14 protein-coding genes are annotated in these 15,063 nt (G+C 66.1%); 4 read left to right on the top strand and 10 right to left on the bottom strand.

Annotated features, from left to right (window positions below):
• The first annotated feature begins 58 nt into the window (after nucleotides 1–58).
• The 3 genes from argA to ACE039_RS16860 all read left to right on the top strand — a co-directional run bounded on the left by argA (nucleotide 59) and on the right by ACE039_RS16860 (nucleotide 3,908).
• Complete coding sequence (gene argA / locus ACE039_RS16870) at nucleotides 59–1,417, top strand: amino-acid N-acetyltransferase (protein WP_313457850.1); 1,359 nt, start codon at nucleotides 59–61, stop codon at nucleotides 1,415–1,417.
• A gap of 106 nt (nucleotides 1,418–1,523) precedes the next feature.
• Nucleotides 1,524–1,796, top strand: coding sequence for an oxidative damage protection protein (locus ACE039_RS16865; RefSeq protein ID WP_006218476.1), 273 nt, complete (start codon nucleotides 1,524–1,526; stop codon nucleotides 1,794–1,796).
• A 159-nt stretch (nucleotides 1,797–1,955) separates the two neighbouring features.
• On the top strand, nucleotides 1,956–3,908 hold the full coding sequence (locus ACE039_RS16860) for a phosphocholine-specific phospholipase C (protein ID WP_485822874.1): 1,953 nt from the start codon (nucleotides 1,956–1,958) through the stop codon (nucleotides 3,906–3,908).
• A 21-nt stretch (nucleotides 3,909–3,929) separates the two neighbouring features.
• Here the strand turns inward: ACE039_RS16860 and phoU are convergent, their stop codons facing one another.
• The 5 genes from phoU to ACE039_RS16835 form a co-directional block, all read right to left on the bottom strand.
• Nucleotides 3,930–4,655: a phosphate signaling complex protein PhoU gene (gene phoU, locus ACE039_RS16855; protein ID WP_310032377.1), complete on the bottom strand. Its 726-nt coding sequence runs from the start codon at nucleotides 4,653–4,655 to the stop codon at nucleotides 3,930–3,932.
• A 174-nt stretch (nucleotides 4,656–4,829) separates the two neighbouring features.
• Nucleotides 4,830–5,510 (bottom strand): ribose-5-phosphate isomerase RpiA, encoded by a 681-nt coding sequence (rpiA, locus tag ACE039_RS16850; protein ID WP_485822890.1) that lies wholly within the window; start codon nucleotides 5,508–5,510, stop codon nucleotides 4,830–4,832.
• Nucleotides 5,511–5,550: 40 nt separating this feature from the next.
• Nucleotides 5,551–7,212 carry an isovaleryl-CoA dehydrogenase gene (locus ACE039_RS16845; RefSeq protein ID WP_485822873.1) on the bottom strand — a complete coding sequence of 554 codons (1,662 nt, stop codon included), beginning with the start codon at nucleotides 7,210–7,212 and terminating at the stop codon, nucleotides 5,551–5,553.
• A gap of 20 nt (nucleotides 7,213–7,232) precedes the next feature.
• Complete coding sequence (locus ACE039_RS16840) at nucleotides 7,233–8,762, bottom strand: amidase (protein WP_485822872.1); 1,530 nt, start codon at nucleotides 8,760–8,762, stop codon at nucleotides 7,233–7,235.
• A 129-nt stretch (nucleotides 8,763–8,891) separates the two neighbouring features.
• On the bottom strand, nucleotides 8,892–10,307 hold the full coding sequence (locus tag ACE039_RS16835; RefSeq protein WP_485822871.1) for a DNA recombination protein RmuC: 1,416 nt from the start codon (nucleotides 10,305–10,307) through the stop codon (nucleotides 8,892–8,894).
• A 134-nt stretch (nucleotides 10,308–10,441) separates the two neighbouring features.
• Here ACE039_RS16835 and ACE039_RS16830 point away from each other — a divergent pair, with 134 nt between their 5' ends.
• A complete protein-coding gene (locus tag ACE039_RS16830; protein WP_485822870.1) occupies nucleotides 10,442–11,143 on the top strand; it encodes a PhoP regulatory network YrbL family protein in 702 nt (233 codons plus the stop codon).
• Here the strand turns inward: ACE039_RS16830 and ACE039_RS16825 are convergent.
• The 5 genes from ACE039_RS16825 to ACE039_RS16805 all read right to left on the bottom strand — a co-directional run.
• Entirely contained in the window at nucleotides 11,140–11,877 is a 738-nt protein-coding gene (locus ACE039_RS16825) for a DNA-3-methyladenine glycosylase (RefSeq protein WP_485822869.1), read from the bottom strand. The two genes, ACE039_RS16830 and ACE039_RS16825, sit on opposite strands and share 4 nt — an antisense overlap.
• Nucleotides 11,878–11,893: 16 nt before the next feature.
• Nucleotides 11,894–12,253, bottom strand: coding sequence for a Spx/MgsR family RNA polymerase-binding regulatory protein (locus ACE039_RS16820; protein ID WP_310032388.1), 360 nt, complete (start codon nucleotides 12,251–12,253; stop codon nucleotides 11,894–11,896).
• Nucleotides 12,250–13,059 carry an ABC transporter permease subunit gene (locus tag ACE039_RS16815; protein WP_105558513.1) on the bottom strand — a complete coding sequence of 270 codons (810 nt, stop codon included), beginning with the start codon at nucleotides 13,057–13,059 and terminating at the stop codon, nucleotides 12,250–12,252. Before ACE039_RS16815 ends, ACE039_RS16820 begins: the two co-directional genes overlap by 4 nt.
• Nucleotides 13,056–13,976, bottom strand: a complete 921-nt coding sequence (locus ACE039_RS16810) for an ABC transporter permease subunit (RefSeq protein ID WP_310032390.1) — start codon at nucleotides 13,974–13,976, stop codon at nucleotides 13,056–13,058. Before ACE039_RS16810 ends, ACE039_RS16815 begins: the two co-directional genes overlap by 4 nt.
• Nucleotides 13,973–15,063 (bottom strand): ABC transporter ATP-binding protein (locus tag ACE039_RS16805; protein ID WP_485822868.1); only part of this gene is annotated, 1,091 nt, incomplete at its 5' end. The genes ACE039_RS16805 and ACE039_RS16810, both read right to left, overlap by 4 nt.

Raw genomic sequence — 15,063 nt, 5'->3', positions numbered from 1 at the left:
GGGGCCAGGCCCAAGGCCACGCCGTCCCGCGATCTCATAGGACCTTGCAACCCACATCATGCCCGACCTGGAACCCGACACCGTCTCCGCCCTTGAAGCCCCAGAATTCGCACCCGCCCAGTTCGTCCGATGGTTTCGAGACGTGGCGCCCTATGTGCATGCATTCCGAGGCAAGACCTTCGTGGTGGCGTTCGGTGGTGAACTGGTGCAGGCTGGCGCGCTGAATGCGCTGGTGCAGGATCTGTCCCTGCTGTCGTCGCTGGGCATCCGGCTGGTGCTGGTGCACGGTTCGCGCCCGCAGGTCAATGAACAGCTGCGCCTGAAGGGTTACACGCAGCAATTCGACCGTGGCCTGGCGCCCACCGACGCCGCCGCGCTGGAATGCGCCAAGGAGGCCGCCGGCGAGATCCGGCTGGACATCGAAGCCGCGTTCAGCCAGGGGTTGCCCAACACGCCGATGTCGCACGCGCACATCCGCGTCATTTCCGGCAATTTCGTGACGGCCCGCCCCACTGGCGTGTTGGACGGCGTGGACTACAAGCACACCGGCCAGGTGCGCAAGATCGACATCGACGCGCTGAAGTTCGCCATCGAGAAAGGCTCGTCGGTCGTGCTGCTGTCGCCGCTGGGCTTCTCGCCGACGGGCGACGCGTTCAACCTGGCCATGGAAGACCTGGCCACCAGCGTCGCCGTGGCGCTGCGCGCCGAAAAGCTGATTTTCCTGTCCAGCTCGCAAGGCGTGCTGAACGACGACGGCACGCTGGACACCGAACTGGCCCGGGTGGATGCCGACGCCATGCTGGCTGGCGGCGAACTGGACGAAGAAACGCACGCCTTCCTGCAATACGCGTCGCTGGCCGTCAAGCGCGGCGTGGCGCGCGCCCACCTGCTGCCATTCGCGCTGGACGGCAGCGTGCTGCTGGAAATCTTCACCCACGACGGCGTGGGGACCATGGTGGTGGAAGACACGCTGGATGACCTGCGCGCCGCGACGATCGACGACGTGGGCGCCATCCTGAGCCTGATCGAACCGCTGGAAGCCGACGGCACCCTCGTTCCGCGCCCGCGCAGCGTGATCGAACGGGACGTGGAGAACTTCACGGTGCTGGAGCACGACGGCGTGATCTACGGCTGCGCCGCGCTGCACACGTTCGCCGACGAGCAGATGGCCGAGATGGCTTGCCTGATCGTGCATCCCGAATGGCAGGGCTCCGGCGAAGGCGAAATCCTGCTGCGCCACATGGAGTCCCGCGCGCGGGCCACCGGCGCCAAGCGCCTGTTCGTGCTGACCACCCGGACCTCGCACTGGTTCATCAAGCGCGGATTCGTGCAGGGTGGCGTGGCCGACCTGCCCCGCGAAAAGCAGAACAACTACAACCGTTCGCGTAACAGCATGGTCTTCATCAAAAAGCTGTAACCGCTGCGTCGATCAGGCCCTGACCGCAGGGCTTGAAGGGGCTTGGCGCCCCCTGGACGCCAAGCCCGTTAAAATACGCCGTTATCTATCTTTCCGGCAGCGAACCATGTCCCGTATCGTCAACTGTGTGAAATTGAAGCGTGAAGCCGAAGGGCTGGACTTTCCTCCCTACCCCGGCGAACTTGGCACGAAGATCTGGCAGAGCATTTCCAAGGAAGCTTGGGAAGAATGGAAGGCCATCCAGACCCGCCTGGTCAACGAAAACCGCCTGAACCTGGCCGACGCCCGCGCACGCAAATACCTGAAAGAACAGATGGAACGCTTTCTGTTCGAAGACGGCACCGTGGAAGCGCACGGCTACGTCCCGCCCTCGGCCTGATTCCAGCTGCGCCGACGGTGCCGGACGGCATCGGCGACCCCGTTCGAAGCCCCTCGTCAGCGAGGGGCTTCGTGTTTTCGGCCGCCGCGCGCGCATCGCCAGGACGTCGCCGCCCGTTGCGCTTAAGATTCGAACATTGCTGGCCGTATTAATGCAGTCATGAAAGAAGAATCGCGCTTGTCCCATCCCGCCGCACCGCCGCCGTCCATCGCGCGCGCGCTGGCGATTGCCCCGGACCGCAAAACCGGCACGCTTCAAGATGTACGGCATATCGTCATCCTGATGCAGGAAAACCGGTCATTCGATCACTATTTCGGCACCCTGCCCGGCGTGCGCGGTTTCGCGGACCCCCACCCGGCGCCCACGGCCACGGGAAACGTACTGACGCAAACGGACGGCGACACGCAGTGCCGCCCGTATGCCCTGCAACCGGAATACGCCAGCGGCACGCCAGTGGGCTATATCACGCCGCACACCTGGGACGACGCGCAACGCGCCTGGAACGACGGCCGCATGGACCAATGGCTGCCTGCCAAGGGCCGCCTGGGGCTGGGCGCCTACACCGCCGACGACGTGCCCTTCCAGACGGCACTGGCCAACGCCTTCACCGTGTGCGACGCCTACCATTGCTCGGTGCATGCCGGCACCAATCCCAACCGGCTGTTCCTGTGGACCGGCACCAACGATCCGCTCGGACAGGCGGGCGGCCCCGCCCTGGTCAACACCTATGATCGCTTGGGGCCGGCCAATGCCGGCTACGCCTGGACCACCTACCCCGAACGCCTGCAGGCGGCCGGAGTGGACTGGCGGGTGTACCAGGACATGGCCGACAATTTCCACGACAACCCGCTGGCCGGCTTCCGACAGTACCGCCGCGAACATGCCAGCGGCGCCGAAAACGCCCCTTTGCGCGATCGCGGCCTGTCCACGCACACGCTGGATGACCTGGCCCGCGACGTGGACGGCGGAACGCTGCCCCAAGTGTCCTGGATCATCGCGCCCGCGGCCGATTCCGAACATCCCGAGGTGTCTTCACCGCGCCAGGGCGGGGCCTACACCGAGCGCGTGCTGGACATCCTGACCCGCAACCCGGACGTCTGGAGCGGTTGCGTGTTCTTCGTCACCTACGATGAGAACGACTGCTTCTTCGATCACATGCCGCCGTCGGCGCCGCCCGCCCGCCACGCCGATGGCCGCTCTGGCGGACTGTCCACGGTGGAGCTGGATGGCGAATACCACGACACCCGCCACGGCCCGAGCGCCGCATCCCCCGACGACCCCGCCAGCCTGCATGGCCGCAGTTTCGGCCTGGGGCCGCGCGTGCCGATGCTGGTGGTGTCGCCCTGGAGCCGTGGCGCGTGGGTCAACTCGCAAGTGTTCGACCACACCTCGGTGATCCGCTTTCTTGAAGCCCGCTTTGGCGTGGCTGAACCCAATATCAGCCCTTGGCGCCGCGCCGTCGCGGGCGACCTGACGTCGGCGTTCGATTTCGCCGGCGACTGGGGGCCGCTCCATCCGGACAGCAATCGCCACGCCTGCCCGCTGCCCTATGCGCTGGAAGCCGTAGGCCGCATGACGGCCGACGGCGAACACTACCGGCTGACCCTGCGCAACCCGGGCAGCGCGGCCGCCGTGCTGCACGTGTACGACCGCCTGGATCTGGCACATGCGCCTCGGCGCTACACCGTGGGCCAAGGCGCGCGGCTGGATGACGGCTGGCGGCTGCACGACCACGGTCGCTACGACCTGTGGCTGTTGGGACCCGACGGTTTCCACCGGCAATTCCGCGGTGACGCGCGGGATGCCGGCATGCTGGAGGCGCAACTGGTTCCCGTGAGCTCGGGCCTGCGCCTGCGGCTGATCAACCACAGTGATGCGCCGCAACCCGTAAAGGTCGAATCCCACATGGGCGACGGCTGGCGCGCCATGGCGCATGTGCAGGCCGGCGGCGCGCTGGAACTCAAATATGCCGGCAGCGAAGGCTGGTACGACCTGGAAATCAGCGCCCCGGCCCTGCCCGCTTTTGGACGCCGGCTGGCAGGCCGCGTCGACGCCGGCAAACCCGGCGTGCCCGACCCACGCCTATGCCAGGGCGCCGCGCTGCCGCTGTAAGCCTCGCGGCAGCCCGCCCGACTACTGCTCGTCTTCTTCGGTGCCGTCTTCACCGCGCGCCAGGCGCTCGGTGTTCTTCACGCCGGTGTGGCGCACGTCAGCGCCCTTGACCATGTAAATCACGCGTTCGGACATGTTCTTGGCATGGTCGCCGATACGTTCCAGCGCGCGTGCGATGAAGATCATGTCGATGGCGCGCGAGATGGTGCGCGGGTCTTCGATCATGTAGGTGATCAGGTGCCGCAAGGCGCCCTTCCATTCCTTGTCCACTTCCTTGTCGCTGCGCACGACGGCAGCGGCCTGGATCGGGTCAAGGCGGGCAAATGCGTCCAGCGCCTGGTGCAGCATGGTGCGCACATTGGCGGCCATGTGGCGCAGTTCGATCACGGGGATGTGGCGCAGTTCGGCTTCGTGGATGCGGCGGGCGACGGTCGCGACCTTCTCGGCCTCGTCGCCGGAACGCTCCATGTCGGTCAGCATCTTCGACACGGCCATCAGCATGCGCAGGTCGATGGCGGTAGGCTGGTGCCGGGCCAGAATGCGGCTGATGCTTTCGTCGATCTCGACTTCGTGGCGGTTGACTTCCTTTTCCCGCTCACGGACCTTTTCCACCAGCGACAGGTCGCCCGTGGCCAGCGCGTCGATCGCTTCCTGGATCATGGCTTCCACCAAGCCGCCCATTTGCAAGAACTGCGAACGGACGCTTTCCAGATCGGCGTCGAACTGCTTGTTTGTATGCTCCGTCATCCGGGCTCCCTGCGTGGTTGATCTCATTGCATTGCCCCGAAATAAGAGAATTACGAGATGGGCCTGCACAACCGGCAAGGTTATGACCCAAGTGTGACAGGATTATGAATCGAGGCCCCGCCGCCCGCAAGGCAGGCAGACGGAGCGACCTTCCCCCCGCACGGGCCGGGAGGCTTACGCGGCGCGGTCCAGGCGGCGAATGCCGTTCTGCGTTGCCAACAATGCCACATCGGCGCCGGCCAGCGCAAACAGGCCGCAGGTGACGACGCCCGGCAAGTTGTTCACGCGGGCTTCAAGCGCCGGCGCATCCGTGATGGACAGGCCCGACACGTCCAGGATGATATTGCCGTTGTCCGTGACGAAGCCTTCGCGCAGGCGCGGCTGGCCGCCCAGGGCCGCCAGGGCGCGCGCCACCGATTCGCGCGCCATCGGGATGACTTCCAGCGGCAGCGGGAACTTGCCCAGGGTCTGGACCAGCTTGGATTCGTCGACGATGCAAATGAAGCGCTCGGCGACCGACGCCACGATCTTCTCACGCGTCTGCGCGCCGCCACCGCCCTTGATCATGTGCAGCTTGGCGTCGATTTCGTCGGCGCCGTCCACGTAGATCGGCATGGTGGACACGTCGTTCAGGTCCAGCACCTTCAGACCATGGCCGGCAAGGCGGGCCGCGCTGCGTTCGGAACTGGCCACCGTGCCGGCGATCCGACCCTTGAAACGCGCCAGGCCATCGATGAACAGGTCGGCCGTCGAGCCGGTGCCCACGCCGATGATGGCGTCCGGGCCGGCGACCTGTTCAACGAATTCCAGGGCGGCGTCGGCGGCTTGTTGCTTGAGTTCTTGTTGCGAGAGCATGGCGGTGAAGAATGCGGGTAGGTTGGTCAAGCCAGGAAATTTAGCATGCGGCGGCAGGCCAGGCCCGCGACAGGATCGCCCGGGTGTCGGCGCCGGCGGCCAGTTCTCCGAAAATGCCGCCGTCCGCTTGCAGGCGGCTGGCCACAAAGGCCTGCGCGACGGGTTCGGGCGCATGCTGGATCAACAGGGCGGCCTGCCATAGCCGCGCCAGCCCGCCGGCGATGCGGCGCGCGTGGAATTCCGCCTGTCCGCCATCGGCCAGCAAGGACCGCCAGCGCGCCACGGCCTCGTCGAATGCACGATGCCGTCCGGCCGCCTGCGCGAATTCCTGTTCCAGCGCGGGCAAGGCCTCGGGTTCGCGTTGCAACGCGCGCAGCACGTCCAACGCCATCACGTTGCCGGACCCTTCCCAAATAGAGTTGACCGGTGTTTCCCGGTAGATGCGCGGCATCGGCCCCTCTTCCACATAACCGTTGCCGCCCCAGACCTCCATGCACTCGGCGACCGCATGAACGGCGCGCTTGCAGATCCAGAGCTTGGCCGCGGGCGTGCCCACGCGCACCAAGGCCCGCGACGCGGCATCCGCGCGCGCGTCCACCGCCCGCGCCAGGCGCAGCGCCAGGGCCATGGCGGCCTCGCTTTCCAGCGCCAGGTCGGCCAGCACGTTGCGCATCAGCGCCTGTTCGATCAGTGGCCTGCCGAAAGCCGAGCGATGCCCCGCGTGATGCAGGGATTGCACCAGCGCCTGCCTGAGCAGGGCCGCGCTGCCCAGCACGCAGTCCAATCGGGTCGTGGCCGCCATTTCCAGCAACACGGCCAGGCCCCGTCCGGGTTCGCCAACCATGACGCCCCACGCGCCCTCGAACTCGACTTCGGCGCTGGCGTTGCTGCGGTTGCCCAACTTGTCTTTCAGCCGCCGCACACGGATGGCATTACGCGGTCCGTCCGGAATCCAGCGCGGCACGAAGAAGCAGCTCAGGCCGTCATCCGTCTGCGCCAGCACCAGATGCGCATCCGCTTGCGGCACTGAAAAGAACCATTTGTGGCCCACCAGTTCATAGGCGTTGCCCCGGCCCGGCGTGCCCAGCGGCACGGCGCGGGTGCTGACCGCGCGCAAATCGGAACCGCCCTGCTTTTCCGTCAGCCCCATGCCGATCAAGGCGCTGCGCTTGGCGGACAGCGGGGCGTCGCCCCCGTCGAATTCGCGCGAATACAGCGCAGGCAACCATTGCCCCGCAAAGTCGATGGCGCCGGACGGTTCGCGCTGCAGCAGCGGCACGGCGGCGAACGTCATGGTGGTGGGGCACAGCGTGCCCGCTTCGACCTGCCCCTGCATCAGATAGGCGGCCGCTCGCGACACCTGCGCGCCCGGCACCGGCTGCGCCCAGGCACGGCTGTGCAGGCCGCGGGCCAGGATGCCGCTCATCAGCAAGTTCCAGGCTGGATGGAATTCGACATGGTCGATGCGGTGGCCGCCGCGGTCATAGGCGAGCAGCCTGGGCGGACAGCGATTGGCCTCGGCGCCGGCCGCCAGCGTCTGCGCGCGCCCCAGCCAGGCACCATGCGCGGACAGGTCGCCCGCCCAGTTTTCGGCCCCTTCGCGCCGCACTGCCTCGCCCAAGGCGGGGTCGGTGTCGTACAGCGAATAGTCTTCCAGGGGGGGAACCTGATTCTGTACGGTATGCGTCGCGAACGATGACATGGCTGCTCCGTGGAATGCCGCTATCTGGCCATGGGCGCCACCAGGGCCCAGGGCCGCAATGCTTCGACCTGCGCCGCCAGCTCCAGCAGCTGCGCTTCGCTACCCAGCGGGCCCATGACCTGGATGCCGATCGGCAACCCGTCGGACGACACCGCGAACGGAATGGAGATCGCCGGCATGCCGGTCAGGTTGGCCAGGGGCGCGAAGGGCGAATAGCCGATCACGCCCTTCTTGCCCAAACGGTAGGCCAGGTAGTCGGCGTTGTCCATGGCGTAGCGGCCGAGGGGCGCTGGCAGTTGCGCCAGGACGGGGCTGAGGAACAAGTCATGGCCTTGCGTGCCGTCCCGGTGCAGAAAACGCCCGATACGGCGCGTGATGTCGTGGCAGGTGTCCACGCAAGCCACGTACTGCGCACCCGAGATGGCGCGGGCGTACTCGCGCGCGCCTAGCGTGGTGGGCTGCAATTCGTCGGCGGCCAGGCGGCGGCCGCGCGCGGCCACGAAACTGTCGATGGCGTTGGCCGCGGCACTGGCGATCAGCGGCAGCATCGGCGACAGCACCTCTTCGGAACCGACCGGCGGCGCGGCCACCACCATTTCGTGCCCGAGTCCCGCGAAAAACCGCGCGGCCTCGTCCACGGCTTCGGCCACTTCCGGATGGATCTCGCCGCCCTCGTAAGTGGTGTTGATGAATGCGATGCGGCGGCGCGGGGCCGCGTGTGGATCGGCCGCCACCCGTGCCGCCACGGCGCGGAACGACTCCTGCGGGACCGCCGGCGCCGCGTAAGGCGCCCCCACATCGGCGCCCGCGCTGATATCCAGCGACGCGGCGCAATCGCGCACCGATAGGGTCATCATGTGTTCGGTCGCCAGACCGCCCCAGCCTTCGCCCTTGAGCGGCCCCAGGGGCATCAGCCCGCGGGAGGGCTTCAGCCCCAGCACGCCGCAGCACGAGGCCGGGATGCGGATCGAACCGCCGCCGTCGCTGCCGTGCGCGATTCGCACCATGCCGCTGGCCAGCGCCGCTCCCGCGCCGCCGCTGGATCCGCCGGCGCTGTGGCCGGCTTTCCAGGGATTCTGCGTCGGGGGCCCGTAGGCCGGCGACTCGGTGGTGGGGCTCAAGCCAAGTTCGGCGCTGGTGGTGCGGCCGAACGGGATCAGGCCCGCGCGGCGGTAGCGCTTCACGATTTCAGCGTCGACGTTCCAGTCCACGTGGCCATAGAGCACCGAGCCCATCGCGCTGGGCAGGCCCAACGCTGCCGTGCCCAGGTCCTTCAACAAGGTGGGCACGCCCAGGAAGGGACGGTCCTGCAATTGCGCCACGCGCTGTTCGGGTGTCAGGGCGGCCAGTTCGGCGTCCAGCGCCTGGGCCAGGCGCAGCCCGGTTTCGGGCTGCATTCCGCAAGCGGCGTTGATGGTGGGATTGCGCGCCGCCACCCGGTCCACCGCCTGCTGCATCGCAGCAAGCGCGGTCGTGACCCCTTGGGCGATATCGGCGCCCAGCGCCGTCGCGTCGAGGGAAGAGGAATCATGGCGTTCAGCGGGGCTCATGCTTGCGATGCTCCAGGGTTCGACGGCAACATGCCGCACATGCCAGGATATCGACAGTCCGCGTGGCCAACAAGCTTGCAGGGCGGCGGCCGACGCCGATTCAAAAACTGCCCTGCCCGCCCGACCGGATCAGATCGCGCCGCGAGCGGGCGCTGGCGGGGCGTCGCCCTCTTCGTTCAAGCCGCCATCGGCATCACCGTCCCCATCGGCTTCGGCCTCCGGCCCTGCCCCCAATAACCGCAAAGCGTCGGCCTCGGGCAAGGCTTCGACGCTTTTCAGGTTTCTGAGCATCGCGCGGGTGCGCACTTCGGTCTGGCCGATCTTGTTGCTGGCGGTATCCAGCGTCTTCTTGACGCTGGCCAGCGTTTCGCCGAACTTGCCAAATTCGGTCTTGACGGCGCGCAGCACCTGCCACACCTCGGAGGACCGCTGCTCGATCGCCAACGTGCGGAATCCCATCTGCAAGCTGTTCAGCAAGGCGGCCAGATTGCTGGGCCCGGCCACGTTGATGCGCAGGTCATGCAGCTTATCCAGCAGGCCCGGGCGCCTCAACACCTCGGCATACAGGCTTTCCGTGGGCAGGAACATGATGGCGAAGTCGGTCGTGTGCGGCGGCGCGACGTACTTGCTGGCGATCAGCCTGGCCTGCACCTCGACCGCCCGGCCCAGCGCGGCGCCGGCCGCTTTCACGCCTTCCGCGTCCGCGGCCTCTTGGGCGTCCATCAGGCGCTCGTATTCTTCCTTGGGAAACTTCGCGTCGATCGGCAGCCAGACGGGTTCGCCGCCTTCGCCCCGCCCCGGCAGGCGGATGGCGAACTCGACAACGGCGTCGCTGCCCGGCACCGGCTTGATATTGCTGGCGTACTGGTCGGGCGTCATGTTGTCTTCGATCAGCCGGGCCAGTTGCACTTCGCCCCACGTGCCTCGCGACTTCACGTTGGTCAACACGCGCTTCAGGTCGCCGACTCCCGCGGCCAGGGCCTGCATTTCGCCCAGGCCTTTATGCACCGCCTCCAGCCGGTCGGACACCAGCTTGAAGGATTCACCCAGCCGCTGCTCCAGCGTGGCATGGAGTTTTTCATCCACCGTCCGGCGCATCTCGTCCAGCTTGGCGCTGTTGTCCGTCTGCAACGATTGCAGGCGCTGATCCACCGTGGCGCGCACTTCCATCAGGCGGCGCTCGTTGATCTGGATCAGTCCCTGCAATTGCTCGCCAAAACCGGCGGCAAAGCGCGCCAGGGACTCGGCCGATTCCGCGCGGGCGGCTTGGGCGTCCCGCGATAAGCCCGCACGCAGGTCGCCATGCGATTGCGACAATTCCAGCCGTAGCGCGCGGGTGGACTCCGCGAATTCGCTGCGCAAGCCGCGCTGGCCTTCGGTGATGTCGGCGCGCAGCGCGCGTTCGGTGCGTTCCAGACCTTCCAGCAAGGCGTCCAGCCGGGCGTCCCTTGCGGGGGGCCGCAACCATGCCAGCACGGCCGCCAGGCAAGCCAACACGGCGCCGCCCGCGGCGACCCAAAGCAGAATGTCGTTCAAAAGAGGCATCTCCAAAGCCGGAATTGTAGGACGCATCCGCCCCCCGTTGTAACCAGACGACAGGACTTTGACCGCCCCTGAGCGCGGCCGGCGCGCAACGGGATTAAACTTGCCCCACCCTGAACTGATCGCCCGGCCCTCATTTGAATCCCGCTGATCTTCCTTCCTGTCGACCCTGGGTGTCGTTCCAGTCGGTCTTCGGCCCGCTGGACCTGAACGCCGAACATCCCCTCGCGACAGGCGGCGACCGCCACATTTTCCAGCACCCCCATGCCCCTTCGCTGCTGGTCAAGGTGATGGACATGCGTGCCCGCGCCATTTATCTGGAAGCGCGGCCGTTCAAGCGCTGGTACAAGCAGTACCAGCGTGAAAGCGCCTACCGCGTCTACCTGAACGAAATATCCGAATATGTCACCACGACCACCCGCCCCTCCGGCGTGTGGCAAGTGCCCATGGCGCGCATCCTGGGGGTGGCGCAGACCACGTTGGGGCTTGGCCTGCTGGTCGAGAAAATCACGGATCCGGCGGGCGATATTGCGCCCACCGTGGCCGACCTGGCCCAGCAGGGCAAGGTCGACGACCACTTTTTTGAACAGCTGGACGAATTTTTCGAAGACCTGGCCGACGCCCACGTCGTGTTGCATGACGTGTCGGCCAGCAATATTGCCTGCGGCCTGAACGCCGACGGCAAGCAGGGCCTGTATCTGATCGACGGATTCGGGGTGCTGCCGCTGGTGCCGCTCTACGCGTGGAGCAAGTCGCTGAACCGCAAGCGCATCGCGCGCAAGTACAAGGAAATGCGCGAATCCCTGGAGAAGCGCATACAGGACACGGGCAGCGCCTAGCGCATGCCCGGCCGAGGGTCCTCGGGCAATACGATGCCCTGGCGGTCCACCCACACATAGTCGTGCCCCGCGCGCTGGCCGCGCCGCAGCGGATTGCGCGTGCAGACCGCGGCGTAGGCGGGGTCCACAAAACGATAATGCAGATGTTCGTCTCGTCCTGGCGGGATGCCCAGGCGTGTCGTGCAGATCAGGAATTCCGGCGAATCGCCCACGTCTTCGACATAGAGCGCGTCGGGGTCGAAGCGGCGTGCGTCCCACTCGGGCACCTTCAAGCCCAGCGACCGGCACAGCAGCGTCTGGCCCGCGCACAAGCGCGACGGCGGACGCGGCCGGCCTTGCGCATCCGGATTCAGTTGCTGCATCCGGGCCAGGGCATCGGGACCTGACCGCGCGTCCGTCCAAGGATGGGCGGATTTGATCAGTACGGCGTTGCCGGGGCCCGCGGCGCTGAAGTTCAGCGAGTCGCCGCCCCGCGCGTAATACATGTAGATAACGCCGCCATCCATGAACAGCGCCCGGCGCTTGTGGGTGTAGCCCAGCGACGCATGGCTGCCCTTTTCTTCCAGGTAGTAGGCTTCGGTCTCGATGATGCGGGCCGACAGCCACAGACCGTCCAGGCGATGGCGGATGACCTTGCCCAACAGATCGCGCGCCAGCTCGGTGGTATCGCGATTGAAAAAAGCATCGGGCAACGCCAGTGCGGCGTTGCCCGATGTCTGGATGGAGGCTGCCATCGCCGCAGGCGCCGTATCAGGCGAAGCGTTCGCCGTAGCGCTTTTCGCTGAAGCCCACGGTGACTTCGCCATCCGGCGTCACCGTGACGGGGCGGCGAACCAGTGCGGGATATTCCGCGATCAGTTGGCTCCATTGAGTATCGGTGTGCGCCGTCTTGCGGTCTTCGGGCAGGTTGCGCCACGTCATCGACGTGCGGTTGACCAGCTTTTCCCAGCCGCCGACCTTGTCCGACCAGGCTTTCAGCGTGGCCGCCGGCACCGGCTGATCGCGATAATCCACGAAAACGTGCTCGACGCCGTGCGCCGACAGCCAGTCGCGCGCCTTGATGCAGGTGCTGCACTTGGTCAGGCCGTACAGGGTGGTTTGTTGCTTCATTTGGGTTCGGACTCCTTGCGCCATTGCAGGCGGTTGGCCAGGATCACGCACGTGCCCACCGCAAGGATGAACAGGGTGGCAAGCGCGTTGATCTCGGGTTTCAGGCCCAGCCGCACTCGCGAGAACACCTCCATCGGCAGCGTGCTGGAACTGGGACCGGACAGGAACGACGCCAGGACGACGTCATCCAGCGACAGCGTGAACGACAGCAGCCAGGCCGAGGCCAGCGCCGGCGCGATCAGCGGAAGCGTGATCTTGAAGAACACGGTAATGGGCGTGGCGCCCAGGTCCAGCGCCGCCTCTTCCAGCGATCGGTCCAGGTCGCGGATGCGGGTCTGGATGACAACGGCCACGAACGCCATGCACAGCGTCACGTGCCCCACCCAGATCGTGAAGATGCCGTTTTCGGCCGGCCAACCCAGGCTGCCCCGCAGTTCCACGAACATCAGCAGCAAGGAAATCCCCAGCACGACTTCGGGGATGACCAGCGGCGCGCTCAGCATGCCGACGTAGAGCGAGAATCCGCGGAAGCGGCCCATGCGCCCCAGCACATACCCGGCCCACGTGCCGATGATGACGGCCGCCGTCGCCGTCATCGCCGCGATGCGGAACGACAGCCAGGCCGACCGCAGCAGCGCATCGTCGTTGAACAGCGCGTGATACCAGCGGAACGAAAAACCGGCCCACGATGTGACGGTGGGCGACTCATTGAACGAAAACGCCATCAGGCTGACGATGGGCACATACAGGAAGAAATACCCCAGCCCCAGCACAACGGCGCGCAGTGTCTTGTTGGGCCCCTTCATTTGCGGCCTCCACTGCCTTGTTCCTGCTGCTTGACCTGGTTGTACTGGAAGTAGACCAGGGGCACGAGCAGCAACAGCACCATCACGCAGGTCACCGCCGACGCCATGGGCCAGTCGGCGTTATTGAAGAATTCGTTCCACATGACGCGGCCCATCATCAAGGTATTGGCGCCCCCCAGCATTTCGGGGATCACGTATTCCCCCACCGCAGGAATGAACACGAGCATGGCGCCCGCGATGACGCCCTGGCGCGACAGGGGCACGGTGATCTGCCAAAACGCCTGCCAGGGCTTGGCACCCAGGTCATACGCGGCTTCCAGCAGGCGCAAATCCATCTTCACGAGCGTCGCGTACAGCGGCAGGATGAAGAACGGCAGGTACGCATAGACCATGCCGATGTAGACCGCCACGTCGGTACGGTAGATTTCCAGCGGGCTTGAAATCAGCCCCAGGCTTTGCAGCAGATTGTTCAGCAGGCCGTCGTTGCGCAGGATGCCGACCCAGGCATACACGCGCAGCAGCAGCGACGTCCAGAATGGCAGGATCACGCCCAGCAGCAGCAGGTTGCGCACCCGCGGCGAAGAGCGCGCGATGTAGTAGGCGATGGGGTAACCGATCAGCACGCAGATCAGCGTGGTGATGCCGGCGATCTTCACCGAGCTAAGGTAGGTCTTGAAATACAGGCTGTCGGTGAACAGCAGGATGTAGCCGCGCAGGTGCAGACTGAACTGCACGGCTTCGTCCTGGAATTCAGCCAGCGACGTATACGGCGGAATGCCGAATTTGACTTCGGCAAAGCTGATCTTCAGCACCAGCAGGAAAGGCAGCAGCAGGAACAGCACCAGCCAGGCGAACGGCGGCACCACCGCCAGCGCCCGGCCCGACGGCAACCAGTCGCGGGGCGAAAACCGGATCATGACGCCAGCACCGTCGCGCTATCGGCATCCCAGCTGACGAAGATTTCTTCGTCGATGCCCGGGGCGTCCATCTGGGCCAGCAGCAGGCTGGGCACGCTGGCCTCGACCGTCTTGCCGGAATCCAGGCGGATCTGATACAGCGCGTAGCTGCCCATCCAGGCCATGTGGCTGACCATGCCGTGGGCCCAGTTGTATTCGCCGGCGGGTTGCTCGCGCGACACCACCAGCCGTTCGGGCCGGATGGAGACGTGCACTTCCATGCCCAGCGGTTCCGAGACGCCATGGTTCACGAACAGCGGCCGCGTCAGCTCGGCGCATTCGATCGCCACGTGGTCGGGTTCATCGACCACGATGGTGCCGGTGAACATGTTGGTCGACCCGATGAAGCTGGCCACGAAGCGCGAATTCGGGAACGCGTAGACGTCCTGCGGCGTGCCGCACTGAACGATCTGCCCTTCGGTCATGACGGCCAGGCGGTGCGCCATGGTCATGGCTTCTTCCTGGTCGTGGGTCACCATGATGCAAGTCACGCCGACCTGCTCCAGGATTTTCACGAGTTCGATCTGGGTCTTCTGGCGGATCTGCTTGTCCAGCGCCGACATGGGTTCGTCCAGCAGCAGCAGCTTGGGGCGCTTGACCAGGCTTCGCGCCAAGGCCACGCGTTGCTGCTGGCCGCCAGACAGCTGGTTCGGCTTGCGGCGCGAATAGCCCGCCATCTGGACCAGGTCCAGGGCTTCGAACACACGGTCGTGGATCTCAGCGCGGTCCACGCCTTCCTGCTTCAGGCCGAACGCCACATTGGCTTCGACCGTCATGTGCGGGAACAGCGCATACGACTGGAACATCATGTTCACGGGGCGCCGGTACGGCGGCACGCTGGTGATGTCTTCGCCGTCCAGGAGTATCTGCCCGGACGTCGCTTCCTCGAAACCGGCCAGCATGCGCAGCAAGGTGGATTTGCCGCTGCCGGAGCTTCCCAGCAGCGCGAAGATCTCGTTGCGCTTGACGGACAGGTTGACGGAACGCACGGCGACCACATCGCCAAAAATCTTGACCACATCGGAGACCCGGACGAACTCGTCCGGGT

This window comes from Achromobacter maghribensis, from assembly GCF_057334215.1.
The sequence above is the reverse complement of the archived record's forward strand: the minus strand, read 5'-3'. Positions and strand labels throughout refer to the sequence as shown.